Raw genomic sequence first — 26,135 nt, 5'->3', positions numbered from 1 at the left:
ATCAGGTAATACCTGAATTGGCAAATCATCCACAGGAAGGGGAGCAAGGGAATGAGTAGTGCAATGGTGAGCAGCAATCTGGTGCGCGGCGTGTTGGCCAGTTCATTGGCGCTGGCGTTGGCAGCCTGCGGCAGTGGTAGTGGGCCCAAATCCGATCCGCCGCCGGTGACCCCGCCGGTCACTCCGCCGCCGACCACACCTCCAGTTACCCCGCCGGTGACCCCGCAGCCTGCGTTTGATGCGCATCTGGCATTGACCAATACGCCGGCTGCGCAGGCCATGGGCCTGACCGGTGCGGGATATCGCATCGGCGTGATCGACTCCGGGGTGATGCGTAACCATCCGGCGCTGGCCGGGCGGGTGCTGGTCAACCGAAACTACGTCAGTTCGACCCAGAACAATCTGTCGGTGGACGATGTGGTTGGGCATGGCACCACCGTGGCGCAGTTGGCCGCTGGGGCACCCACTGGGCAATGGCCGGGCGGCATCGCGCCGGGCGCGCAGATACTGTCGGCGCGCATCATTGCCGACAAAGCACCAACCGATGATGGCTCCGGCAAGGGCAACGAGGTGACCGGCGCGCTGGGTATGGCCTCGATCCATGCGGACCTGATCCGCGATGGCATGCGCATCATGAATAATTCCTGGGGCGGCTTGTACTGGACCCGGCCGAACGTAACGGCGGAGATTGCCAACGAGTACCGTCCTTTCATCAACAACAACGATGGGCTGGTGGTGTTCGCCACCGGTAACGAATCAAAGTCCAATCCTTCCGACATGGCCGCGTTGCCGAGCAAGGCTGGCGACCCTGGCAGCTATCCGGCGGCCGACCTGGAGCGTGGCTGGTTGGCAGTTGCGGCCCTGGATACGGCCAAGCCGACGGCGTTGGCGTCCTATTCCAACGCCTGCGGCGTTGCCAAGAATTACTGTCTGGTGGCACCGGGTACCGCAGCGTTTGTTGGCCATAACAGCACGGCCAACAACCTGTCGTATTACTACGGCAGTGGCACCTCCTATGCGGCGCCCCTGGTATCGGGCGCGGCAGCGCTGGTGTGGCAGGCGTTCCCCTACTTCAACAATGACCTGGTCCGGCAGACCCTGCTGGGGACTGCGACCGACCTGGGTGAAGCCGGGCCGGATGCGGTGTTCGGCTATGGCCTGCTCAATGTCGGCAAGGCGGTGAAGGGGCCGGGCAAGGCTGATTGGGGGGATATCAAGGTCAATGTGAGTCAGCTCGGGCTCAATTCGGTATGGAGCAATCCGATCAGCGGTGCCGGCGGCCTGGTGAAATCCGGCAGCGGATCGTTGGGCTTGTCGGCTGCCAATACCTATGCCGGTGCCACCCGTATCCAGCAGGGCACGCTTGCGCTGCGTGACGGCGGCTCAATCCGTTCGAATGTCAGCATCGATGCGCAGTCCAATCCTTCGGCTGCGGCACTGCAGTTCATGGCGGGCACCACACGCGTGGTGGGCAACGTGGACAATGGTGCCAGCGTGATCGTGCTCAGCAATGAGGGCTCGGCAACGATCGAGGGCAACTATGTGCAGCGCCCGGGCGCACGCTTGATGGTTGCGCTCGGTTCCAATGCCTTGCAGGTCACAGGAACCGCGAGCCTGGATGGCGGGGTGATGGTCAGTGGCGCGGTCACCGGTTACGTGCCGCAGGACGGCCGGCGGCAGGACCTGTTGCATGCAGGTGGCGGTGTCAGCGGACAGTTTGCTACGCCGGCTACTGGTGGTACAGGCGTCACCCTGGTGGACGTCAAGTATGGCTATGACGCCAACAATGCCTGGCTGCAGCTGGATCGGGTAAGTGTCACTGCGATGGCAACTACGGCGAGCGTCGGCTTGCGCGCAATGTCGGCAGCGCAGCGGGTGGAGCAGGCGTTCGAACTGCTGGATACCGATGCCGGTCTGCAGGCCACGGCGTTCGGCTCGGCAGCGGCATCGGTGCAGGGCGTTGGCGGTGGCTTTGCCGGCTTGGCCCAGAGCCTGGAGAGTCTGTCCGGGCAAGCCCATGCCACCGCCACGGCGATGACTTTCGACAGCATCGACATGAGCCGGCGCGCCCTTTCCAGCCAGTTTGCCGAAGGCGGTACGCGGCCGGCGGCCAGTGGCGTGTGGATGCGCAACCTCGGTGGCGGTGGGCAGGGCGGTTATCTGGGCAGTGACTACAGCGTTGGCGGTTGGATGATGGGCGGCGAAACCGCGTTGTCAGGCAATGCCGTGCTGGGCTTCGCGTTCGGCGAAACCCGTGCCAATACCAGTGGCGGTCCAGCTCAGGATCGCGGCCGCGACCGCCAGACCCAGTCGCAGCTCTACGCTGGTTGGCAGCGCGGTGATGCCTATGTGCTGGGCCAGGCCGGGTTCGGCCAGTACCAGCGTGAGCTGGATCGCGGTTTGTTGCTGGGTTCCGAGCGCGCCGGGGTGCACGCGCGTTACAGCGGTAACTTCCTGTCCAGCAGCATCGAGACCGGTTATCGGCTCGGCCATGGCAAGGCGCAGCTGACACCGTATCTGGGCGCGGATTACACGCGTATCGAAGGTGGCGCGTTCAACGAGCAGGGCGGCTATGGCTTCGGCCTGCGCGCCGATGACTGGAGCAGCAGTCGCGTGCAGGCCTTGGCCGGCTTGCGCGGCCAGTACCTGTGGAAGCGGGTGGCATTCAATGGTTATGCCGAATGGCAGCAGGCATTGGGTGGCAATGGCCTGAGCCTGGATGCCAGCTTTGTCGGCGTGGACGCCTGGGCACCGATTGCCGGCTTGCAGCCGTCGCGTTCAGGCGGCTTGTTTGGCTTGTCGGTGGAGTCGTGGCTGGCCCGCAATACCCGCTTGTCGCTGGGCTATGACCAGCGCTTCGGCCCGCGTGGTGACAACCGGCAGGTATCCCTGCGTCTGCAGCAGGCGTTCTGATCTGGCAGCCGTTGTAGATGGATGAAAAGCAGAAGGCGGGCGAGATGATCGCCCGCCTTCTGTGTTTTTGCCGCCGGGCTTACTCGCCGCGCAAGCGGTTCATGCGCGGGGTTGCGCGGCCCATCGGCATCTTCAGCTTGCCGATCGCTTCCAGCCGGCTTTCGGCGATGCGGTCGGCCGCGCGCTGCGGCGACACGTCATCGCGCTCGGACTGGTCGAAGATCTTGCCGAGGTTGTGATAGATGCTGCGGATCAGGCGCATCGCGCGCTCACGGTTGTAGCCGTCGATCTCCAACGACACATTCATCACGCCACCGGCATTGACTGCATAGTCCGGTGCCCACAGCACGCCGCGTTTGTACAGCTCATCGCCCACGGCATGGCTGGCCAGCTGGTTGTTGGCGGTGCCGCAGATGACCTTGGCCTTGAGCCGCTCCAGCGTGCTCATGTCGATGGCGCCTTCCATCGCGCAGGGCGCGAACACGTCGGCGGCGACGTCGTAGATGGCATCGGGCTTGACCGCCTCGCAACCGTATTCAGCGACGGCCTTCTGCACCAGCACCGGGTCCAGGTCGGTGACGTAAAGCTTGGCGCCGCGCTCGCGCAGCAGCTTCACCAGTTCCATGCCGATATGGCCCAGACCCTGCACGGCGATGCTGAGTTTGCCGATTTCCTCGTGGCCGAACTTGCGCTTGACCGAGGCCATCAGCGCCTGCAATGCGCCATAAGCGGTAAACGGAGCCGGGTCGCCGGAGCCGCCATGGACCTGGTGCACGCCGGTGACGAAGCCGGTTTCCAGATAGATGTTTTCCATGTCGTTGACGTCGGTGCCGACGTCCTCGGCGGTGATGTAGCGGCCAGCCAGTGCCTCGACCTGACGGCCGAAGGCGCGGAACAGCACTTCACTTTTGGCGGTCTTGGGGTCGCCGATGATCACTGCCTTGCCGCCACCCACATTCAGCCCGGCCAGGGCGTTCTTGTAGGTCATGGTGCGGCTCAGGCGCAGGACGTCGCGCAGCGCGTCATCGGTGTTGGCGTAGGGGCGCATGCGCACACCGCCCAGGGCCGGCCCTAGGGTGGTGTTGTGGATGGCGATGATGGCTTTCAGGCCGGCATCGCGGTTCTGGCAGAACAGGACCTGCTCATGGCCGGAGGTCTCGAGGGTGTCGAACAACATGCAGGCTCCGATGGCGTGTTTGCCACAACGTCAGTGATCGTGTGGCCAAATGGCTGGCCGGAAAACAAAAAATGCGACTTCGTCGGGGCAATGACGGGTCGCGGATGCGCCATTCTAATCCATTCCCGCTAGGGGAGTGTTCAGGCTGGGCTACCCGCGTTGGCACCTCACTTTGCCGGAAACGGTGGCCAGTGGAGCTATCGATAGCGCAAACCGGCAAAAGGTCACGCTGCGCTGCAACCTGACCTGCGGGGGCAGCGGTTCTATGATCGGTTGCAATAGAAACCGGATGTTGCACGGCCCATGAGTACCCCCGCCTCCCAGCTCCCGCAAGCGCAGCCTGAAACCACCCCGCTGCGCTTCGTCACCGCCGCCAGCCTGTTCGATGGCCACGATGCGGCGATCAACATCATGCGCCGCCTTATCCAGGCGCAGGGCGCGGAGGTGATCCACCTCGGCCACAACCGCAGTGTGGAGGATGTAGTGCGCGCGGCATTGCAGGAGGACGCTGATGCCATCGCGCTGTCGTCCTACCAGGGCGGGCACGTGGAGTACTTCAAATACATGGTCGACATGCTGCGCGAACGCGGCGCGGGCCATATCAAGGTATTCGGCGGTGGTGGCGGCACCATCACCCCGGAGGAAATCCGTGAGCTGCAGGCCTATGGCGTGGAGCGTATCTACCACCCCAACGACGGCATGAAGATGGGGCTGGTGGAGATGATCGAGGATGTGGTGGCGCGTGCTGGCAAGGCCCGCGAAGCTGCTGCCCGTGAAGTGCACGCACAGGCACCTTCGATCGAGGATGAGATCGGCATTGGTCGGGTGCTCTCGCAGCTGGAGGACGGCAATCACGGTGAGGCCGAGCTCGGCTCACTGCGCAAGCAGTGGCAGCTGGCTGCCGGCAAGACGCCGGTGATCGGCATTACCGGCACCGGTGGCGCCGGCAAGTCCTCGGTCACCGACGAACTGCTCAACCGCTTCCTGGCGAGTTTCCCGCAGATGCGCATCGCGGTGATTTCAGTCGACCCTACCCGTCGCCGCACTGGCGGTGCATTGCTGGGTGACCGCATCCGCATGAATTCGCTGCGTTCCAAACGCGTCTACATGCGTTCGATGGCGACCCGTCGCCAGCATGCAGCGATCAATACCGTGCTGCGCGATTGCATTGGCTTCCTGAAGTCGCTGCACTTCGATCTGGTGATCGTCGAGACCGCCGGCATCGGCCAGAGTGATTCGGAGATCGTCGATCTGGTCGACTTCCCGATGTACGTGATGACCAGTGACTTCGGCGCACCCAGCCAGCTGGAAAAGATCGACATGCTCGATTACGCCGAGCTGGTGGTGCTGAACAAGTTCGACAAGCGCGGTGCCGAAGACGCGCTGCGCGATGTACGCAAACAATGGAAGCGCAACCGCGTCGCCTTCACCATGAAGGACGAGGACGTGCCGGTATACCCGACCATTGCCAGCCAGTTCAATGATCCGGGCATCAGCTGGATGTTCGCCAACCTGTGCCGTCTGCTGCGCGAGAGGGCCAAGGCAGACGCTGGCCTGCAGCCGCAGATCGACACCACTCTGAAGGAACCGCGTGCCACGGTGCTGATCCCGGGCAGTCGCGTGCGCTACCTGGCCGAGATTGCCGAGCAGGGCCGCGGCATCAATGCCCGCATCGAATCGCAGGCAGAAGTGGCCGAGCGTGCACAGAGCCTTTGGCAGGCGCTGAAGGAGCTGGGGGATGCAGCGCAGCCGGGTGCCTTGGACCTGTACGCAGGTGATGCGCTCACCGATGCAGGCGTCGACAACAGCATCCGCACCCTGCGTCAGCGTTACAACGACGCGGTGCAGTCGCTGGATTCGGAGGCCCTGCGCCTGCTGCGTGAGTGGCCGGCACGGCTGAAGTCGATCACCGATCCGGTCAACGAGTACCAGGTGCGCGGCAAGACCATCCGCGTCGAGAACTACCGCGAATCGCTCAGCCACCAGCAGATCCCCAAGATCGCCGCGCCCACTTACCGCAGCTGGGGCGAGCTGCTGGTGTTCCTGCAGAAGGAAAACCTGCCGGGTTCCTACCCGTATACGGGTGGCGTCTACCCGTATCGCCGCAGCGGCGAGGATCCGATCCGCATGTTTGCCGGTGAAGGCACGCCCGAGCGTACCAACCGTCGCTTCCACTACCTGAGCGTTGGCCAGCCGGCTGCGCGTCTGTCCACTGCCTTCGACAGCGTCACCCTGTATGGCGAAGACCCTGCACCGCGCCCGGACATCTACGGCAAGATCGGTAATTCCGGCGTCAACATCCCAACGCTGGACGACATGAAGAAGCTGTACTCCGGCTTCGACCTGTGTGCGCCGACCACCTCGGTGTCGATGACCATCAATGGTCCGGCACCGATGATCCTGGCGATGTTCATGAACACTGCCATCGACCAGCAGATCGAGAAGTACCTGCAGGAAGACCCCGCGCGCTGGGCCGAAGCGGAGCAGAAGATTGCGAAGATCTTCGAAGGCCGCAGCCGCCCGCAGTATCACGGTGAATTGCCGCCGACCAATAGTGGCCTCGGCTTGGCCCTGCTTGGCGTTACCGGCGATCAACTGGTGGACGCCGACACCTATGCGCGGATCAAGGCAGAAACGCTGTCCACCGTGCGCGGCACGGTGCAGGCCGACATTCTCAAGGAAGACCAGGCGCAGAACACCTGCATCTTCTCCACCGAGTTTGCGTTGCGGATGATGGGTGATATCCAGCAGTACTTCGTTGACCATAAGGTGCGCAATTTCTACTCGGTGTCGATCTCCGGCTATCACATCGCGGAGGCCGGCGCGAACCCGATCAGCCAGCTGGCCTTCACCCTGTCCAATGGTTTCACCATCGTCGAGTACTACCTGGCGCGTGGGATGAAGATCGATGACTTCGCGCCCAACCTGTCGTTCTTCTTCTCCAACGGCATGGACCCGGAGTACACGGTGATCGGCCGTGTGGCTCGCCGCATCTGGGCGCGTGCAATGCGTGAGCGCTACGGCGCCAACGAGCGCAGCCAGATGATGAAGTACCACATCCAGACCTCGGGTCGCTCGCTGCACGCGCAGGAAATCCAGTTCAACGATATCCGCACCACGCTGCAGGCGCTGTACGCGCTGTTCGACAACTGCAACAGCCTGCACACCAACGCCTATGACGAGGCAATCACCACGCCGACCGAGGAGAGCGTGCGCCGCGCGGTGGCGATCCAGATGATCATCAACAAGGAGCTGGGGCTGAATTTCTGCGAGAACCCGTGGCAGGGCAGCTTCATCGTCGACAAGCTCACCGATATCGTCGAGGAGGCGGTGTACAAGGAATTCGAGGCGATCAGCGAGCGTGGCGGTGTGCTTGGCGCGATGGACACCATGTACCAGCGCGGCAAGATCCAGGAAGAGTCGCTGTACTACGAGCACAAGAAGCACGACGGCAGTCTGCCGCTGGTCGGCGTCAACATGTTCCTGCCCAAGGAACACGCCGGCGAAGTGGCGACCGAGATCGAACTGATCCGTTCGACCGAGGAAGAGAAGGGCCAGCAGATCGAGAACGTGCATACCTGGCAGCGCAATCGCAACGCCTTGGCACCGGCGGGCGAGACCTCGCATGCGCATGAGGTCGAAGGCGCAGTGGCGGATGGCGAAGTGCACGACGGTCACGGCCTGGGCTACCTGCAGAAGACCGCACGCGACCGCCGTAACGTGTTCGAAGCGCTGATCGAAGCGGTGAAGACGCACAGTCTCGGCCAGATCAGCCACGCCCTGTACGACGTGGGCGGTGAGTACCGCCGCAATATGTAAGGTAGTGCCGAGCCATGCTCGGCAGGGGCCTTCCAAGCGAACCCCAACCTGTAGCGCCGAGCCATGCTCGGCAGTGGCGTTCCAAGCGAACCCCAACCTGTAGCGCCGAGCCATGCTCGGCAGTGGCGTTCCAAGCGAACCCCAACCTGTAGTGCCGAGCCATGCTCGGTAGAGGCCTCACTGGTACAGCCCCAGCCGAGCATGGCTCGGCTCTACAGGTGTTGCTGCGCGCTGTTACCCTTGGGCGACATCCCCGCAACAGGCAGCAACATGGATCGACGTCGTTTTATCGGTGGCACAGCACTGGCGGCGGCCTTGCCGCTTATCGGCATGCAAGGCGCGATGGCTGCCACGCGCGGGCAGCTGCTGGCAGCGGGCCTCAACAAGGGCGATACGGTCGGCCTGGTCAGTCCGTCCTCAGCCAGCAGCGAGCGGCTCAGCCTGCAGCTGGCGCGTGAGGCGATGGAAGCGTTGGGTTTTGTGGTCAAGACCGGCGCGCACTACGCCGCGCGCCATGGCCATCTGGCCGGCACCGATGCCGAGCGTGCCGGTGACCTCAATGCCATGTTCGGTGACAAGCAGGTCAAAGCCATCATCTGTGTGCGCGGCGGCTCCGGTGCAGCACGACTATTGCCGCTGCTCGACTACGACCGGATCCGCGCCAATCCAAAGGTGCTGCTCGGCTATTCGGACATCACCGCGCTGCATTGCGCGATCCAGGCCAAGACCGGCCTGGTGACCTTCCACGGCCAGATCGGTGCAGGCAGCTGGAACCGCTTCAACGTCGATCAGTTCGACCGGCTGTTTTTCCAGCGCGAGCTGCTGCAGTACCAGAACCGCAGCGAAAATGATGACGAACTGGTACCGCGCGAGAACCGCACGCTGACCATCCGTGGCGGCAAGGCGCAAGGCGAATTGATCGGCGGCAACCTGACCGTGCTCACCGCGCTGGCCGGCTCGCCTTATCTGCCGGATTTCGCCGGCAAGATCCTGTTCCTGGAGGACGTCGCCGAAGCACCGTATCGCATCGACCGCATGTTCAGCACCTTGAAACTGATGGGGGCACTGGACAAGATCGCCGGTTTCATCTTCGGTGAGTGCACCGATTGTTCGCCGGGCGACGGCTACGGTTCCTTGACCCTGGACCAGATCTTCGACGACTACATCCTGCCGTTGAAGATCCCCGCCTACCGCGGCGCGATGATTGGCCACATCAAGGAGCAGTTCATCGTGCCGGTCGGCGGCAAGGTCGAGATGGATGCCGACGTCGGAACCTTCCGTCTGCTGGCGCCAGTGCTGAGCAGGGCGTGATGTGCGCGACGACGTTGCGCGGTGCGTTCACGTCGTCATTGCGCTGGGCTTACTCTTCTTCGTCGCCCTGCGTATCCTCGTCTTCATCTTCATCCTCGGGCGACAGCCACCAGGCATGACCGTCCTCGCGCAGCGGCTGCGGACACTCGCGGGTTTCGATCGCGTCCAGGTGACGGCCGCTGCCGCCGGCGACCCAATCCTTCAACAGCTTCTCGACGGATAGCCGGCTCTGTGCCGCAACGCCGAGGTTGCGCTCACGCTGCCACGCCGTGTCTTCATCCGGCTTCGTGGCATGGCTGTGCGGCGCGCCGTAACTGCAACGCAGGCAGTAGTGGCGGATGCTGCGGGTCCAATCCTCGGCATAGCCGATGCCGGGTGCGCTGGCGCGTAGCAATGCGTCGATGTCGTCGGCGCTGTCCGCGCGCACGAACACCACGAAGGTCTGGAACTCGGACGGCTGCAGTCGCTCCAGTTCGTTGAACACATGCACCTCGCGCTCGCCATCGAAGCGTGCGCCGGTGGGGGCGCCGTCATGCAGCACGATGTCACCGAAGCGGTGGCCGCTTTCCGGCAGTGGCACGTTGAGGATGCGTGCGCGCACCGGGTCGATACGGCGCATGAACACCGTCTCGCCGGTGCTCCAGGGATTCAAACGCACCACGGCGACGCCGAAGTCTCCATCGATGGGGCCGTCACCCTCGGGCAGGGTGATATTGCAGGCGGCCCATAGCTCGCGCACTGTCGTCCATTGGCCAAGGCCGGTCGCCGCAATGGCGGCGTTCCAGTGATGGGCCTGGCTGAACTCTTCCGCCAGTTCAATCGCACGCAGGTTGTCGCGTAGCGAGCCGGTCCACTCCATCTGGTACTTCAGCGCCAGCCCGCGCATGTAGTGATAGAACGGGTTGTCTGGGTGGTGTTGCAGCAGCAGGTCGAAGTTCTGCGTGGCGCTTTGCAGTTCGCCTTCGTCAACTGCGGCGTAAGCATTGTTGTGGACGCTTTCAAGATCGGGCTGTTCGATTGTCATTGCGCGCGGAAAGATTGGGGGATGGAGGATGATCGCATGCGGACTGTGTCTCCGAGTCGGACATACAGCCATGTGATCGATATACCGAATGGTTGTCAGCGCGGGCTGGGCGCGGTCCGCCGTTTTGTAGAGCTACTCGTTAACATGCCAATAACAGGATTCTTGCCAGCATTGGCGCCGAAGCGTGGTCATGTGGCGTTGTCTGGATGCACCGCGCACAGTGAAACCCCGTCTTTGGTTTTCTGGAGCAGCGCAATGAGCAGCAGAAGCATGCGGTACACAACATCGGCAGCAGTGTTGGCCCTGACGGTGGCGTTGGCAGGCTGCGGGAAGCAGTCGACAGCCGATGGCCCCGCAGCGACGGCTCCGACGGTAGCGACGCCAGCAACGGATGATCTCCCGCAAACCGCCAAACAGGTGCTCAAGGTTGAGGTGTTCAACCCGGGCGACAGCGGCATCTTCGCGGTGTCTTCCGAACTGCTCACGGGTGCGACTGACGCGGTACTGGTCGATGCGCAGTTCTCCACCGCTGATGCGGCCAAACTGGTCGAGATGATCAAGGCATCGGGCAAGAAGCTGACCACGATTTACGTCAGCCATGGTGATCCGGACTACTACTTCGGCCTGGAGACGCTGCACGCCGCATTCCCCGATGCACAGATCCTGGCTACCCCGCAGACCATCGCGCACATCCAGGCCAGCAAGGATGAGAAGCTGAAGATATGGGGGCCGCAGCTGGGCGCGAATGCGCCCAGGCAGTTGCTGGTGCCTTCACCCTTGCAGGGCAACAGCCTGCAGTTGGAGGGGCAGGAGTTACAGGTGATCGGCCTGGACGGAGCGAGCCCGCAGCGCACGGCTTTGTGGGTGCCGTCGATCAAGGCGGTGATGGGCGGGGTGCTGGTGGACGCCGGCTCGCATGTGTTCATGGCCGATACGCAGACGCCGCAGTCGCATCAGGATTGGCTGGCCGCGCTGCAGCAGATCAAGGACCTGGCGCCGGCGCGGGTGATTCCCGGTCACTATGCGGAAGGTGCACCACAGGATCTGGCGGCCGTGGAGTTCACCGCCAACTACATTCGCGCCTTCGATGAGGAAGCTGCGAAGGCCAAGGACTCGAACGCGTTGATTGCAGCAATGAAGCAGCACTACCCGGGCCTGCAGGGCGAAGCATCGTTGGAGCTCAGTGCCAAGGTTGCCAAGGGCGAAATGCCCTGGAAGTAGTCGCGCAGTGCAGAATGGGCGTCATATCAATCGTCAAGGAGGATCATTGTGAAAAATCGCTTTCTTGCTGTTCTCTTCATCAGCGTCCTGGTTACAGGTATCGCCTACGCCAAGGAACCCATTCGCGTGGATGCGTCTTCGGATGCTGCAGCTGAATCCAGCTGGAAAAGAATGACGGAATCGGCCACTCCTGCAAAAAGGCAGAAGCTGATGGTGGCCATGGTTCAGATCAATCTGGCCGGTGTGAACTCGGCATACGACCTGGTGGCTAATCCCGAGTTGCAGAGCTTTGGCATCGCCAGGGTAAAAGACAAGGTTGCCAACCTGAATGCTGACGAGATCATTGAGTTGGGAAATCGCACTCCCGGCGTCCAGGTTCAGGTCCAGTCGGTCCAATAAGGCCTGGTGACGTATTCAAGCAGAACCGATCCCGTAGATGGACCTGGTTCTGGGGAAGGCACGCTTGCTGCAAGTCATATTTCTGTCCCGGCCGGATGGCAGCTGGGATGTGGCGTGGTCTTCTTTGCCTTGGGCGCGCTGTCTTCCGCAAGGGAAGCGCCACCTGGATCAGGAAATTGGGTTGGAGGCGCGATCCGCAGCGGAGTTGGCAAGGCGTTTCTTCGCCTTCGCTGCATACATGGCGGCATCGGCGTGGCGCAGCAGCGCATCGGCGTCGGCACCATCGGCGGGGAAGCAGGCCACGCCGACGCTGGCGTCGATCTGCGGGGTATCGCTGCCAAGGCTCTGCAGCAGGGCCAGCCGCGCACGCAGGGCTGTGGCGATATTCAGGGCATCGCTGGGGCTGGCGCAGGCTGGCAGCACGGCGACGAATTCGTCGCCGCCAACACGGGCAATCAGGTCGTTCTGGCGCAGGCCGTCGCGCAACTGGCGGGCGGCATCGCGCAGGAGGCGATCGCCGGCTTCGTGCCCATAGCGGTCGTTGGCGGCCTTGAAACCGTCCAGGTCGATGTAGAGCAGTGCCAGCCCGCTGCCATCGCGTCCCGCGCGTTCCAGTGCCGCTTCCAGCTCGCGGCGCAGGTGGTAACGGTTGGGCAGGCCGGTCAATGCGTCGTGGCTGGCCAGGTGCTCCAACTGTCGTTCGATGCCACGCAGGGCGGTTACCTCATGGCCGACGCCGATGCGGATGCCGTATTCCGGCAGCCATTTGGCCGACCATTGGATGTCGACCACGCTGCCATCCTTGCGGATGTAGCGGTTGCGGAAGTTGGAGCGTGGCCGGCCAGCCATCACGTCCAGTGCCGACTGCTCGGTGGCGGCGCGGTCCTCCGGATGCACCAGATCCATGATCTGCCGGCCTTTGGCCTCGGCGGGGGTGTAACCGAAGATGGTCTCGAAAGCGGCATTGACCATCAGCAGCTCGCCATCGGGGGCAACCATGCATACCGCGTCGGGCAGCAGATCCAGGACTTCTCCGAGCAGGGGCAACTTGAAGGGCATGTGGAAACACAACAAATACGAAGGCTGGGATTATGCCGTGTCCAGATTACCGCGTATGTCGGGGCTTAGCCCACGCAGGCGGGCGGCTGGCCGCTGCGCTACCAAGGGGCTGAAGGTGGCCGACGCAGGGTCCGGGATTGAGGAGTTAGCAGCCGGTTCGCGATAGTTGGGAAGGTGTACGGATACTTGCCCGCGGGCACCCGCATCAGCGGGCTCCCTGGCTGGTCCAGCTGTGAAAATATCAGGGATTACCGCTAGTTGGCCGTCGCTGTCGGGCATTATTGAGGCACCTCAGATAGATCCTGAAGCAACGGTTTTGCTACCCTGTGCTTCTTTGGGTTCTGGGGTCGCCCCCCACGGTTATTTCCATGGTGTGGTTGCGTGTGGCTCTGATTCTCCCGTTGATCGTGATCAATACGCTGGCCCATTGCCTGCCGTTGTTCGTGGTCGCGCTGTTCAAGGCGGTGCTGCCGCTGGAGTCGGTGCGCCGGGCCTGCAATCCGCTGCTGACCGGTCTGGCCGAAAGCTGGATCGCAGTGAACAGCGCCATGATCCATGCATTCACCGCCACCCGGGTTACGGTCAGTGGTACCGAGGGCTTGGAGCGCGACGGGCACTACCTGGTGCTGGCTAATCACCAGAGCTGGGTGGACATCCTGGTGCTGCAGAAAGTGTTCAACCGGCGCATCCCGCTGCTGCGTTTCTTCCTGAAGCGCTCGCTGTTCTGGGTGCCGGTGCTGGGCCTGGCCTGGTGGGCCTTGGATTTCCCGTTCATGGGTCGCTATAACCGCAAGCAGATCGCCAAGAACCCGGAGCTGGGTCGGCGCGACATGGAAGTGACCCGCAAGGCCTGCGAGAAATTCGCCAGCATTCCGGTATCGGTGATGAACTTCGTTGAAGGCACCCGTTTCACGGCTGCCAAGCACGCATCGCAGAGCTCCCCGTTCAAGCATCTGCTCAAGCCCAAGTCCGGCGGCGTGGCCTTTGTACTCGATGCAATGGGCAAGGGTCTGTATGCCTTGCTCGATGTGACAATCGTCTATCCCAAGGGCATCCCCTCGATGATGGATCTGATGGCCAATCGCTTGCCGGAAGTGAAGGTGCTGGTACGCAAGCTGCCCATCCCTGCCGAATTCATCGGCCGCAACTACCAGGAAGATCGCAACTTCCGCGCCCAGTTCCAGCAATGGATGAATGGCTTGTGGTTGCAGAAGGACGCGGACATCGCGCGCCTGCTCGAAAACAAGGGCTGATTGATCCCGGGCGGTTTTGCAGAAGTTGCTCGGTTTTGTAGGAGCGGCGTAAGCCGCGAAGCTGACACTGCTGAAGTACAGGCATTCAAGCAGGCTTGGGATGCGCCAGCTTCGCGGCTTACGCCGCTCCTACGGTGTAAAGTGCGCGCCAACATCCGTATTGAAGAGACCTGCGCATGAGCATTGATGCCGCTTTCTATCCCATTGGTACCCCCGGCCAGGCCTGGGGTGCGCCGGAGCGCGCGCAATGGCTGGCCCAGCAGCATGTGCAGCGCAGCTATGCCAAAGAAGTGCTGGTTAAGATCGACGCGTTGCGCGAGCGCTTTGAGGTGACGCAGTACGGCGAGCTGGACTATCCGTCGGGCCGCTATCCGCTGTTTGCGATCCGCAGCCAGAACTGGGACGAGGCGTTGCCGGTGATGTTGGTCACCGGTGGCGTGCATGGCTATGAAACCAGTGGCGTGCAGGGCGCGCTGCAGTTCGTCGATCAGCATGCGCAGCGCTACGCCGGCCGATGCAACCTGCTGGTTGCGCCTTGCGTCAGTCCGTGGGGCTATGAGCGCATCCAGCGTTGGAATGCGCTGGCACTGGACCCGAACCGCTCCTTCGTGGACAAGAGCCCGGCGCAGGAATCGGCCGCGCTGATGGCGCTGGTTGCTCCCATGCTGGGCAATGTGGTGATGCATATCGACCTGCACGAAACCACCGATACCGACGAAACCGAGTTCCGTCCAGCGCTGGCCGCGCGCGACGGCAAACCGTTCGAACCGGGCGAGATCCCTGACGGCTTCTATCTGGTGGACGACACCGAGAATCGCCAACCGCAGTTCCAGCAGGCGGTGAATGCCGAAGTGGCCAAGGTGACCCATCTGGCCCCGGCTGACGAGCGCGGCGAGATCATTGGATCGACGGTAGTGGCTGAAGGCGTCATCGAATACCCGCTCAAGGCCCTGGGCCTGTGCGCCAGTGTCAGCGGTGCGCGCTATACGACCACCACCGAGGTCTATCCGGACAGCGCCAAGGCGACCCCGCAGCAGTGCAACGACGCCCAGGTTGCGGCGGTTATCGGTGCCTTGGATTACGCGCTGGTGCATCGCTGAGGTTTTGGAACCGCAGGTTTGATGAAAGCCCATCCGGCGCAAACGGGTGGGCTTTTCATTTTTCCTTCGCCACCGACCAAAGGAACTGACCCGGAGCAACCGCACCCGGGAAGCACGTAGTGCAATAGCCCCAACCGGCCAGCGCGCATCGTTGCGACCGATGCATGCCGGTGGCGCCCATGATCTTTCACATCGCCACCCAGCCACGTATGGAACATGGCGGACATGAAAACCTCGTCTCTGCTGCTTGCAGTGCTCGCCTTGGCCAGTTATCAGGCCCATGCCGAAGACCCGCCGGAGTTCGACCGACCGGGTATTGGCTTCTCCACCAGTACGGTAGGCAAGGGCGTGTTTGTCTGGGAACAGGGCCTGCCCGATGCCAGCCGTGATCGTAGTGATGGGCTTACCACCACTACATGGACCATGGACACGCTGTTGCGCTTTGGCGTCGCCGATGCGCTGGAACTGCAACTGGGCGCGGACAGTTGGAGCGGGCTACGTGTACGCGGTGACGGCGTTCGGGTGCAGGACAGCGGTGGCGGTGACGGCAGCGTGGCACTCAAGTGGGCACCACCACTGGCCAACGAGGAACTGTCAGTGGCATTCAAAGCAGAGGCCAGCCTGCCTTGGGGCAGGGCGCCGCTGGGTGATGCGGGGCACGATTACGACTTGGGCATGACGGTGGCATGGGCGCTGCCGCGCGACAGCAGCCTGGCGTTCTACATCGACCGGCAATGGGGCGATGGCGGCAGAGGCTGGTTGCTTTCGCCCAGTTACGGGTTTGCCTTGCGGCCGCAGCTGTCGGCCTATGTCGAAGCCGGCTATGGCACCGGCGCGCAGTACATGCGTGCGGCAGGTGCCGGTGTGACCTGGATGGTGAGTCCGCACGTGCAGCTGGATGCATCCTTCCTGCGCGGGCTGGATGCCGACACCACCGATTGGCAAGGCGGCGTCGGCGTATCGATGTATTTCGATTGAGAACGCGGTTCAGCGATTGACCGCAGGGCCGTACACGCCGCTGTAGCCGGCTGCGCAATTGCTGGTGCAGTCGCTGGTGAGCATGTTGCGAACGATCAGCCCAGCATTGTTCTTCGAGCGGAAATGGCCGACGCCGCTGCTGGTGTCACCTCCGCCGAAGTTGTAAGGGCTGCCGTCGCTCCAATCCCAGTCGAAGCTGTAAGCGCTGCTGCCTGCGCCGATGTCGACTTGCGCGTAGACATTGGTGGCGCTGTTGAACAGTGCGCCATCGGCGCAGCCGGCGCTGTAGCTGGTGGTGAAGCAATGCACCTGGTCACGCGAGCCGGCGGTGATGGTGTAGAAGCGGATGCCGGTGTACGTGGCAGGGAAAGTGCGCAGGCTGCCGCTGCCACTGCCGGTCCAGCGGTTGTAGCCGTAGTAGGCAACGCCGGTGCTCGGGTACAGGCCGAAGGTGTAGTAGTTGTACGGGAAGACATAGGCCTCGGCGTTGCAGGTGGGCGCCAGGGTCGATTGATAACCGGTGCTGCGGCAGGTCTGCAGGCCGCGTAATCCGCCAGCGATGTTGATGAAGCGGCGCACGCTGCTCTGGTTGGCGTTGTACTTGATCGAGGCCAGGGCCATGGTCGAACCCAATGAGTGGGTGACGATGTCGACCTGGCTTTTACCCGTGTAGGCCTTGACCTTGTCGATGAAGGTCTTGAGCGTCTGATAGGTGGCCGGTGCGTGGTAGTTGTACTGCGGCGCGGCGCGCTCGCTGGCGCTGAGGTAGGTGATGCCGAACAGTTCGCAGTCGTTATAGCCGGCAGCCTTCAGTTCGGCATAGATCGAGCGCGGCGGGGTGCTGTAGCCGGCCACCGCGCCGGCTGGCATGTCGAAGCTGATGGCGCTGTCGCCGTTACCGGGAATGAATATCACCGGGGTTTTGGTCGCGGTGCAGCTGCCACCGCCAAAGCCGCCTTGGCCGACACCGGGATTGAACCCGCCAGCGTATTGGTTGGCAGCGCCGGTGCAGGTGTAGCCGTTGTTGCTACCGCACTCCAGGGCCTTGGCGCTGGTTGGTGCCAGCATCAACATGGCGCCGGCCAGCGGCGCGGCCAAGGCGCTGAGCAGCCAGGAAGAAACGACGGGGACAGATCGTGTATTCGACATCTGGCTGCTCCGGTAGGTGTGCGTTGCTATCAACGCAGCATCCGCCCGTGCCGCCGCCGCAGGCAGTGTCCTTTAGGGAAACTTGCAGTGCAGCACGGGCTCGGGGCTATTTGCGTTTGCGTATCAAACTGGTCGACGCCTGCAGGATGGCGCGGGTCAGCAAGGCCATGGTTTTGACCTCGCCCTTCCAGTGCTGCCAGTACAGCGGCACGTCCTCCCAGGCACGCGCTTTGACGTAGACCAGGCGGCCACTTTCAAGGTGCCGGCGCACCAGCGGCAACGGATTCATGGTCCAGCCCAGTCCGCCCAGGTTGGCATGGACGAAAGCCCGGGTGGAGGGAATCCACCAGGTTGGCGCGTTGTGCGCCTGCTCCACACCGGCCAGGCGCCGGGCGTAGCGGGCCTGCATATCGTCCTTGCGGTTGAACACCAACACCGGTGCCTGCGCCAGCGCCTGTGCGGTCACGCCTTTGGCGAAGTGACGGGCGTGGAACTCGGGGGTACAGGTGGCGGCGTAGCGGATGCTGCCCAGCGCATGGATCTGGCAGCCCTGCACCGGCTCGGACAAGGTGGTGACCGCGCCCATCACCGCGCCCTGGCGCAGCAGGGCAACGGTGTGGTCCTGGTCTTCGGTATGCAGGTCCAGGGTGGTTGAGGTGCTCTGCGAGAACGCCTGCACGGCCTCGGGGAACCAGGTCTCCATGCTGTCGTGATTGACCGCCACCGGGATGCTGGCTCGAGGCAGCTCGGCGTCGCTGAGGCCGATTCGCTCGAAGGCGTCGCGCTCCAGCAGGGCGGTCTGCTCGGCCAGCTGTACCAGCACCTGGCCCTCCAGTGTGGCCTCGGTAGGGATGGTGCGCTTGATCAGCAGTTTGCCGACCCTGTCCTCCAGCGCCTTGATCCGTTGCGATACCGCCGAGGCGGTGACGTTCAGCGATAGCGCCGCGCGCTCGAAGCTGCCTTCGCGGATGACGGCGGCCAGCGCCCGCAATTGGGCATGATCGATGCGCATATTAAGCTCTGCTAATGATGGTTAACGAAGTTTAGCTCTACTTTTCCTTGCTGCATTGCGACAATTGCCGCGTCCGGACGTAACCGGTGGGTTTTCCCGCTACGTCCTTCCCCCCCAGTAACAAGGTTTTTCCTCATGTTTTCGGTTATTTCCGCCCAAGCTGCCGGCAGTGCCTGGCTCAGTGGTGCCGGTATCGGTATCGGTCTGTTCGCCATCGTCGGCGCGCAGAGTGCGTTCATCCTGCGGCAGGGCATCATGCGCCAGCACGTGATTCCGATCATTGCCACCTGCTTCGCCATCGACGCGGTGTTCATCATGGCCAGCGTGGCTGGCCTGCGCCAGCTGACCGCACAGTTGCCGTGGCTGACCACCGTGCTGCTGTGGGGCGGTGTTGCCTTCCTGACCTGGTATGCGGCGCAGTCGGCGCGGCGTGCAGTGGTGGGCGGCGGCGGCATGAACCTGGACGACAACGGCGAGCAGTCGCTGCGCACGGCGCTGATGGCCGCAGCTGGTTTTTCGATCATCAACCCGCATTTCTGGCTGGACATGATGGTGATTGGTTCCATCGCCGACAACTTCGGTGAGTCGCGCATGGCCTTCGCCATCGGCGTGGTCACCGCCAGTGGCGTGTGGCTGACGGTGCAGGGCCTGGGCGCACGGATGCTGGCGCCGTTGTTCACCAAACCGTCCACCTGGCGGATTCTGGATGGCACCATCGCGGTGATTCTGAGCGTGCTGGCCTTGACCCTGGCGATCCGTGGGGTCAACTGAGGTCAGGTTTCTTCCGGACAGGTTGGGCGTGCCCGGGTGATACCCGGGCTACGGGCCCGCATGCGTTCGCGGTTACGTGGCCGGGTTCCAGCGTGCCGGCCACTGGAGGATGAAGTCCTCCACCTTTGCCAACGGCATTGGTCGTCCAAATACATAGCCCTGGCCCTCGGCACAGTGCTCTTCCTTCAGCTGGTCCAGTTGCGCCTGGGTTTCGACACCTTCGATGGTGGTGCTGATGCCCAGTTTTTCGCACAGGTGTGATACCGCGCCGATGATGGCGCTGCCCTGGCTTTGTTCACCCAGGTCGCGGACGAACGACTTGTCGATCTTGACCTTGTCGAACGGGAACGCACGCAGGTAGCCGAGCGAGGAGTAGCCGGTGCCGAAGTCGTCCATCACGATCGATATGCCGGCCATCTTGAGCCGCAGCAGCTGTGCCGATGCCGCCTCGATGTTGGTGATCAGTGCATTCTCGGTGATCTCCAGTTCCAGCCTTGCCGGTGCAAGCCCGGTTGCCGCCAAGACCTGTTCGATGCTTTCTGCCAGATTGGGCTGGGCCAGCTGTGATACCGACAGGTTCACCGCAATCTTCATCCGTTCCGGCCACAGGCTTGCGTCCTGCGCGGCCTGCCGCAGTACCCATGCGCCCAGCGGCAGCATCATCCCGATATCTTCGGCCAAGGTCAGGAACTCACTGGGTTCGAGCAGGCCGCGCTGCGGGTGATTCCAGCGCAGCAGTGCTTCAAAGCCGGCGACCTGGCGCAGGCGCAGATCCACCAATGGCTGGTAGTGCAGCTCAAATTGCTGCAGTTGCAGGGCGGCACGCAACTCGGTCTCCAGCTGCCGACGACGTTGCATGCGGGTGTCCATCTCCGTCTCGAAGAAACGGTAGCAACCGCGGCCCTCGTCCTTGGCCCGGTACAGCGCCAGATCGGCATTGCGCATCAAGGTGTCGGCGGCGTTGGCCTGGCTGTCGATGAGGACGATGCCGACGCTGGTGGTGATGGCGAACTGGTGGTTCTCCAGTTCGATGCTGCGGCTCAGCTCCTCCACCAACCGTGCAGCCAAGGACAATGCTGCTTCGGGCGCGCGGCTCTCGGGTGCCATCAGGATGGCGAATTCGTCGCCACCCAGTCGTGCGACCAGGTCATTGCCGCGTACACAGCCGAGGATGCGCTGTGCGACTTCCTGCAGCAGCCGGTCGCCGGTGGGATGGCCGAGGCTGTCATTGACCTCCTTGAAACGGTCCAGGTCGAGCAGCAGCAGGGCACTGTGGTGGCCGCGGCGTGCGGCGATCAGGGCCTGGTCGAGTTTCTCGAACAACATGTTGCGATTTGGCAGCGAGGTGAGCGGATCGTGCTGTGCCAGGTAGGCAATGCGCGCCTGTGCCTGACGCCGCGCGTCCACGTCCTCCAGCACGCCGGCCCAACTGCTCAGGCTGTGGCCGATGCGGGCGCCGCGTGCGCGCAACCAGCGCCACTTGCCATACAGGTCAAGCACGCGGAACTCCACGTCAAGGGAGGCGGCGTTGGTGGCGGTGAAACTCTGCTCCAATGCGATCTCTATCTGTGGCAGGTCGTCTTCGTTGACCCGTCGCAGCCAACCCTTGCCGAGCGCATGGTCATCGGGTTGCCCGGTCAACTCGCGCCAACCGGTGGCCGAGAGCACCGTTCCATTGCGGTCAGATTGCCAAAGCACCAGTGCGCCGGCTTCGGCGACGGCGCGGTAACGCTGCTCACTGGCTTTGAGGTCACGGGCCAGGTCGCGCGCTTCATCGGCGCTCTTCTTCAATGCATCGACGGTGCCGCTGAGGCTGCTCTGCAGGCTGCGAACTTCGCGGATGCGGGAGGGTTGCGGGTCGGGCAGGGCGGCGACATTGTCTGCGATGCTGTGACTGCGCTGGGCCAAGGCCCGGATTGGCAGCAGGATGCTGCGGGCGATGGCGTTGGCCCAGAGCAGGGCGATCAGCGCGGCGACGATGCCGCCGAAAATAATCCCCAGCAGCGGCTGTTGCCAACGTGCCTGGAAGCTCTGTTGTGGTTCTCCAACCACCAAGGTCCAGCCCGGCGCGGCCTGCAGCCTGTGGAAGGCGAAGATCACCGGGGTGCCTTCCTTGCTGTTGGCGTCGATCAACCCCTGTTGGCCGCCGCTGCGTTGCAGGGCCTCCCAGTCGGGCACCCGCTTGCCGATGTAGTGCTCCGGCGACAGTGATCGCGCTGCAATGACCCCGTTGTTGTCGACTACCGCAGCCAGCAGCTGTTGGTCGCTGCCGCTACCCATGATGCTGGCTATCAGGCGGTTGGAGGGTTGCACCATGGTCAAGACGCGGTCGTCACCGGCACCGCTGAAGGGCAAGGCGATGGCGACTTCCGGGGTATTGGTGCTGGGGTTGGTGAACAGGTCCGAGACCTGCGCCCTGCCTTCGCGGCGTGCGTTGTACAGCAACCCTGACGGCAATGTCCGGGCTTGTTCACTGTCGTCCTGGATCAGCCGGATGTCAGGATTCTCGCGTGCCCATGCTCGCAGCTCAGGGGCGGTTTCCTGCAGCTTCGGTGCCAGCAATGACAACAAGCGTAGCTGGTTGACGTTGTCCTCGATGCCTTGGTCCACCCCGCGGGCCAGGGCGGTGGCGGTTTCCTGCAGGCGTTGCTCGGAGCTGTGGCGGTAGTCGCGGGCGGCGTTCCAGACGGCGAAGGCGCCAATCACCAGCAATGGCAGCAGAGTGGCAAGGATCAGCAGGTGCAGACGGGAATGCAGGCCACGGGTGCGCGCCAAGGTGTGCTGCGCTGCCGATGGGGTAGTTGCCAAGCCTCAGTCTCCGGTTGCCGTTGCGCGGTTAGCAGCCAAACCCGAGTAGCTGCCGCGGGCGGTGTGGCGCTGTTATGGCACGAACCCGGTACGGTTGGAAGCAGGGGGAGGGCCGGGGGCTGATCCCCACTGTCCGATCCTGGCCGTGCAGGGCAAGTGTAGGCAGTCGCAATGTATGCGTGATTGTGGTCACGCTATCGCATCGAGCTGACTACAAGGACCCTCGCATCGTCCGCGAAAGCCTCAAATAGCGCAGATGGAGTCTTACGCCAAGCGAGATCGACGCCGCTGTCATTGGCGCTTTTGACTCAACATCCATTCCCACATCGCGGGGTTGCGATAGGTGGCATCCCAGGCGTTGTGGTGGACGTCCGGGTACTCGGTGTAGCGGAAACCTGCCCCCAACTGCTGGCTGGCAGCAGCGATTGCGCGATCATCGGTAGTCGGCACCAGCGCATCGAGGGCGCCGTGGAATATCCAGGTGGGTACATCGCGCAGGCGGCTGACGGCGCTCTGATAGGGATCGGGAGCGTCGGCCACCTGGTCAACCATCAGTCCGGGGCGGTCGGCACGTGGCGCCCTCAGCGCGCCGCAGATCGGCACCAAAGCGGCGAATTGGCCGGGTCGGGTCAGGGCCAGTTCCCAGCTGCCATAGCCACCCATCGAGATGCCGGTCAGATAGATGCGTTGTGGATCGGCGGCGAACTCCTTGCTGGCCGCGTCTAGAACCGCCAACGCCATGCGTGCGTTGCGGCCACGCCATTCTTCACCCTCAGGCACCTGTGGGAACACCACCAGTGCCGGGAAGCTGTCCATGTTCTGGGTGAGCCAGGGACCAATCCCGGCCAAGGTAGGTTTGAGCCCGTCATCGCCGCGCTCACCGGAGCCGTGCAGGAACAGCACCAGTGGCCGCGCGCCAGGCGAGGTGGCGGTAGTGGCGGGCACAAACACCTGATAACGGAACTGGCGGCCTTCGAAAGCGAGCTGTCGTGCGACGAACTGGCCCTTGGCGGGTGCTGTGCTGGCACTTGAAGGCAGGCTGCTGCAACCCAACAGCAGGCCAAACAGGCAAAGCGATATCAGGACGCGACCCATTGCGACTGGCTCCATGGCAGATGCCACTAGCCTAGCGTGATTGTGCGTATGCCAGAATGTTTCTGGACATGCCGCCGGCCGCGGCTATTGGGAATTTTGCATGAAAAAGCTGGTTGCTATTGCATTGCTGAGCTTGCTGGCGGCATGCAGCCAGGGCCTGAAGGGCACCTGGAGCGACGACATGGGAATGGTGAGTTACACCTTTGACTCCGATGGCGCGGTGGCGGTCAAAATGCTGGGCAAGGTGCAGTCCACCCGCTATAGCCGAGAGGGCAGCACGCTGAAGGTTGCGGTGCCAGGGGCCGAAGCTGAGTCGGTGGAATTCACCGTCAACGAAGATGGCTCCCTGCAAGGCCCGATGGGCGTGCGTCTGCACAAGCAGAAGAAGTGAACGCGCTCCGCGGCGTTGTTGAAACATCGCTGCGGTACAGCTGCGTTGTTTCGCCGCGTCACCTCAGGCCGTGCCGGGCAGCTGCCATCTCCGCGCCTGCAAGAAGATCAGCGCCATACGTAGAGATAGCGCGCCACCACCTGCGAGCCGGCGGCGCGGTTCTTCGCCCAACCTTCGGTGTAGACATTGCCGATGAAACGGTGCGGCCCGCCGCGCCACTGCACGCCAGGGCCGATGCCGAACAGGCGCTCCTTGGAATTGGCCTGTGCGAGCCCATTGATGCGATCGGCGCTGGTCTGCTGCAGGTGATACATGGCCAGCCCCAGGCGCCAGTGCTCGTTCAATGCATGGGACGCGCTGAGGTTGTAGTGCAGCGCCTGCCCGGTTTGAATCCTGTGCACGCGCTCGCCGAAGGCCGCGTGCAGACGCGTCTCTGGATCATTGCTGTTGCCGCTCCACAGATACATGAAGCGACCGCTGATCTCCCAGGCATCACTGCCGCGCCAGGTAAAAGCGTAGTAGGGATTGAAGCTGTAGTAATCAGTGCCTGGATTGACCTTGGCATCGCGGTCGTAGTCGCCAATCGGTAGCGACACCGCCAATGCCAGGCGCGAGTCCAGGCGCTGGCCGAACAGACGCTTGTCGCGCCATTGCACGTAGCCGCCAATGCTGGGGTTGCTGATGCCGCTACCGCTGATATATGCGGGGCCCACGTTCAGATCAAGGTCGAGCAAGGGCACGATGACTTCGGTTCCAAGATTGCCGCCAAACGCTTGCGCGGGGCTGGTATAGGCGTAGTGCAGGCGAGCAATCCACAGTGCGCGATCGTAGTTGATTGGCCGTTTGTCACCTTGCGCGTCATAGTTGCGACTGGCATCGAAGCGGCTGTTGCTGGTCTGGAACATATGGCCAACCCCACCACCCCCGTCCTCAAAGCTGGTTGCGCCAATATTCACGCCGGGCAGGGCAAGATCCAGCGCGTGAGCAGGCGCCACTGTTGTGGCCACCAGCGCTGACAAAAGATGGAAACGGATACGTTGGTGCATGACTCGTGCTCCTTGCGATAAGTGCGCATGCGGATCTTCGTTGGGGCTATCTGTCTGGGGCTTGGCTGCGACGCGCCGGATGGCTGATTCAAATTTCGATGTCGCGCGCCTGCAGGGGCTGCGGTGATCTACCCGCTGCATTGCCGCGTTCACGCAGCCAAAGCACCCAACCACAGATAAAAATGATCATCTGGGTGCCGATCAGTACAGCGAAGCCTGCGCTCAAACTGGCAAGCTGTGACGCGCCGCTAACGGACATGAGCATCATTACCTTGCCCATCGCCAAAGGCATGAAGGCTGAGACCAGGGCGCCGGTGCCGTTGGTTATGCTCATGGCGCTGGCGACGTTCTGCGGCTGCGAGTAGTACTGCACGGTGCTGGGCAGTGGCGGTGTCTGGATGCCGCAGAACACACCGGCAACAACCAGCCACAGGACGGCCATGTATTTGTCGCTCACATTGAGGGCAGCCAGCACGGCGACGGCAACGCCAATACTACCTACCACGAAGATCAGCGGTACCTGCCGACGCGGAATGCGGTCGATGATGAAGCCGCTGATCAGGACGCCGATGATCATCGCGTACTGTGGCAGCGAACCCAGCCAACCCATTTCGCGCAAGGCAAAGCCACGAGCCTCCTTGAGATAGGTTGGCAGCCAGCTGACGCTGCCCCATAGATACGCTAGATAGGCGGCGGTCAACACGGTGATCATCAGCAGATAGCGTGTCTGCAGCGCACCGCTGAATATCTCGCGCACCTGCGCGACCATCGCGCCGACCGAGGCGGGACGCTGCTGGTAAACCGCCAGCTTTGGCATGTGGATATAGGCAAGTACCAGCGGTAGTCCGATCAGCAGGTTGATCAGGCCCAGCACGTGGAAGGAGCCTTGCCAGTCGAGGCTGGCGATCAGACTGCTGATCAGTGGCATGCCGATAGCCAGGCCAAGGCCCGTGCCCATGTTGACCAGCGAGTTGGGCTTGCCGTTCTCGTGGCCTTCAAAATAGGCCTTGATGTAGGACGAGGCCAAGCCGAACAAGGGGCCTTCGGAGACGCCGAGCAATACCCTTGAAACCAACAGCATGGCGTAGCTGTCGAAAGCTGGCGAGATGATGGTGACGCTTCCCCATAGGATCAAGCCAAGTATCAAGCTGCGCCTTACCCCGAGCAGCGCGGCGCAGAACGGTGTCAGCACAAAGGCTGACAAGCCATAGCCAACCATGAAGGCAGTACTCAGCGCAGCCTGGCTGGCCCGGTCTTCGGCAGTCATGCCAAAGTGCTGCAGGAAATGCGCATCGGTAACCATCAATGCGATGTTCATGCGGTCGATGAAAGAAATGGCAACGATCACCAACAAGGTGATCACGCCAAACCAGCGTGCGCTACGAGGTTGCATCACACTTCTCCTTTGCGTTGATTGCAGATGCGGCACGGCGGCAGAGCAGCGGGGGCTGTCGCGTTGTTGGAAAAAACCAGGGAGTTCAGGCGCGCCGCCGTAGCGACTGCAACGCTGCGTTGACCACGTTGGGGCGGCAGTCGTGCGTTGCCTTGGTGACACTGGAACATCCTTGTTCCGGCAGCGCCTGCGGGCAGCACGCCAGTTGCGGTGGCG

General features: G+C 62.8%; 19 protein-coding genes. 10 read left to right on the top strand and 9 right to left on the bottom strand.

Translation table 11 applies throughout. The annotated features are described in order from the left end of the window. Nucleotides 1–63: 63 nt before the first annotated feature. Nucleotides 64–2,913: a S8 family serine peptidase gene (locus ACVOLL_RS09210; protein ID WP_481512661.1), complete on the top strand. Its 2,850-nt coding sequence runs from the start codon at nt 64–66 to the stop codon at nt 2,911–2,913. A 79-nt stretch (nt 2,914–2,992) separates the two neighbouring features. On the opposite strand, the gene ACVOLL_RS09205 is transcribed toward ACVOLL_RS09210, so the two are convergent. Beyond that, nucleotides 2,993–4,090, bottom strand: coding sequence for a Glu/Leu/Phe/Val dehydrogenase dimerization domain-containing protein (locus ACVOLL_RS09205; RefSeq protein WP_481512628.1), 1,098 nt, complete (start codon nt 4,088–4,090; stop codon nt 2,993–2,995). A 303-nt stretch (nt 4,091–4,393) separates the two neighbouring features. Here ACVOLL_RS09205 and ACVOLL_RS09200 point away from each other — a divergent pair, with 303 nt between their 5' ends. Then, on the top strand, nt 4,394–7,909 hold the full coding sequence (locus ACVOLL_RS09200; RefSeq protein WP_481512627.1) for a methylmalonyl-CoA mutase family protein: 3,516 nt from the start codon (nt 4,394–4,396) through the stop codon (nt 7,907–7,909). A gap of 270 nt (nt 7,910–8,179) precedes the next feature. Further along, a complete protein-coding gene (locus tag ACVOLL_RS09195; protein ID WP_481512626.1) occupies nt 8,180–9,220 on the top strand; it encodes a S66 peptidase family protein in 1,041 nt (346 codons plus the stop codon). Nucleotides 9,221–9,269: 49 nt separating this feature from the next. On the opposite strand, the gene ACVOLL_RS09190 is transcribed toward ACVOLL_RS09195, so the two are convergent. Beyond that, nucleotides 9,270–10,244, bottom strand: a complete 975-nt coding sequence (locus ACVOLL_RS09190) for a hypothetical protein (protein WP_481512625.1) — start codon at nt 10,242–10,244, stop codon at nt 9,270–9,272. Nucleotides 10,245–10,514: 270 nt separating this feature from the next. Here ACVOLL_RS09190 and ACVOLL_RS09185 point away from each other — a divergent pair, with 270 nt between their 5' ends. Further along, nucleotides 10,515–11,465 (top strand): MBL fold metallo-hydrolase, encoded by a 951-nt coding sequence (locus ACVOLL_RS09185; protein ID WP_481512624.1) that lies wholly within the window; start codon nt 10,515–10,517, stop codon nt 11,463–11,465. Between the two features lie 48 nt (nt 11,466–11,513). Beyond that, nucleotides 11,514–11,864 carry a hypothetical protein gene (locus ACVOLL_RS09180; RefSeq protein WP_481512623.1) on the top strand — a complete coding sequence of 117 codons (351 nt, stop codon included), beginning with the start codon at nt 11,514–11,516 and terminating at the stop codon, nt 11,862–11,864. A gap of 168 nt (nt 11,865–12,032) precedes the next feature. On the opposite strand, the gene ACVOLL_RS09175 is transcribed toward ACVOLL_RS09180, so the two are convergent. Then, nucleotides 12,033–12,923, bottom strand: a complete 891-nt coding sequence (locus ACVOLL_RS09175) for a diguanylate cyclase domain-containing protein (RefSeq protein ID WP_481512622.1) — start codon at nt 12,921–12,923, stop codon at nt 12,033–12,035. A 368-nt stretch (nt 12,924–13,291) separates the two neighbouring features. Here ACVOLL_RS09175 and ACVOLL_RS09170 point away from each other — a divergent pair, with 368 nt between their 5' ends. The 3 genes from ACVOLL_RS09170 to ACVOLL_RS09160 all read left to right on the top strand — a co-directional run bounded on the left by ACVOLL_RS09170 (nt 13,292) and on the right by ACVOLL_RS09160 (nt 16,254). After that, a complete protein-coding gene (locus ACVOLL_RS09170; RefSeq protein ID WP_481512621.1) occupies nt 13,292–14,176 on the top strand; it encodes an acyltransferase in 885 nt (294 codons plus the stop codon). A gap of 176 nt (nt 14,177–14,352) precedes the next feature. Continuing rightward, nucleotides 14,353–15,276 (top strand): M14 family metallopeptidase, encoded by a 924-nt coding sequence (locus ACVOLL_RS09165; protein WP_481512620.1) that lies wholly within the window; start codon nt 14,353–14,355, stop codon nt 15,274–15,276. A gap of 225 nt (nt 15,277–15,501) precedes the next feature. Further along, nucleotides 15,502–16,254, top strand: a complete 753-nt coding sequence (locus ACVOLL_RS09160; protein WP_481512619.1) for a transporter — start codon at nt 15,502–15,504, stop codon at nt 16,252–16,254. Between the two features lie 9 nt (nt 16,255–16,263). On the opposite strand, the gene phaZ7 is transcribed toward ACVOLL_RS09160, so the two are convergent. Both phaZ7 and ACVOLL_RS09150 read right to left on the bottom strand, forming a co-directional pair. Then, entirely contained in the window at nt 16,264–17,403 is a 1,140-nt protein-coding gene (gene phaZ7, locus ACVOLL_RS09155) for an extracellular native short-chain-length polyhydroxyalkanoate depolymerase PhaZ7 (RefSeq protein WP_481512618.1), read from the bottom strand. Between the two features lie 106 nt (nt 17,404–17,509). Continuing rightward, entirely contained in the window at nt 17,510–18,415 is a 906-nt protein-coding gene (locus tag ACVOLL_RS09150; RefSeq protein ID WP_481512617.1) for a LysR family transcriptional regulator ArgP, read from the bottom strand. 135 nt (nt 18,416–18,550) lie between these two features. Here ACVOLL_RS09150 and ACVOLL_RS09145 point away from each other — a divergent pair, with 135 nt between their 5' ends. Beyond that, entirely contained in the window at nt 18,551–19,186 is a 636-nt protein-coding gene (locus ACVOLL_RS09145; protein WP_481508366.1) for a LysE/ArgO family amino acid transporter, read from the top strand. A gap of 72 nt (nt 19,187–19,258) precedes the next feature. On the opposite strand, the gene ACVOLL_RS09140 is transcribed toward ACVOLL_RS09145, so the two are convergent. Together ACVOLL_RS09140 and ACVOLL_RS09135 are read right to left on the bottom strand one after the other, a co-directional pair. Continuing rightward, nucleotides 19,259–21,994, bottom strand: coding sequence for a bifunctional diguanylate cyclase/phosphodiesterase (locus ACVOLL_RS09140; RefSeq protein WP_481512616.1), 2,736 nt, complete (start codon nt 21,992–21,994; stop codon nt 19,259–19,261). A gap of 291 nt (nt 21,995–22,285) precedes the next feature. Beyond that, entirely contained in the window at nt 22,286–23,104 is an 819-nt protein-coding gene (locus tag ACVOLL_RS09135) for a carboxylesterase family protein (protein ID WP_481512615.1), read from the bottom strand. An 85-nt stretch (nt 23,105–23,189) separates the two neighbouring features. Here ACVOLL_RS09135 and ACVOLL_RS09130 point away from each other — a divergent pair, with 85 nt between their 5' ends. After that, nucleotides 23,190–23,480, top strand: coding sequence for a hypothetical protein (locus ACVOLL_RS09130; RefSeq protein ID WP_481512614.1), 291 nt, complete (start codon nt 23,190–23,192; stop codon nt 23,478–23,480). A gap of 107 nt (nt 23,481–23,587) precedes the next feature. On the opposite strand, the gene ACVOLL_RS09125 is transcribed toward ACVOLL_RS09130, so the two are convergent. Beyond that, the gene (locus ACVOLL_RS09125; RefSeq protein ID WP_481512613.1) at nt 23,588–24,526 is read right to left on the bottom strand and encodes a SphA family protein; all 939 of its coding nucleotides are present in this window, start codon (nt 24,524–24,526) and stop codon (nt 23,588–23,590) included. A gap of 88 nt (nt 24,527–24,614) precedes the next feature. Then, the gene (locus tag ACVOLL_RS09120; protein WP_481512612.1) at nt 24,615–25,919 is read right to left on the bottom strand and encodes an MFS transporter; all 1,305 of its coding nucleotides are present in this window, start codon (nt 25,917–25,919) and stop codon (nt 24,615–24,617) included. Nucleotides 25,920–26,135 lie beyond the last annotated feature (216 nt).

The organism is Stenotrophomonas sp. STEN035 (assembly GCF_056759935.1).
The sequence above is the reverse complement of the archived record's forward strand: the minus strand, read 5'-3'. Positions and strand labels throughout refer to the sequence as shown.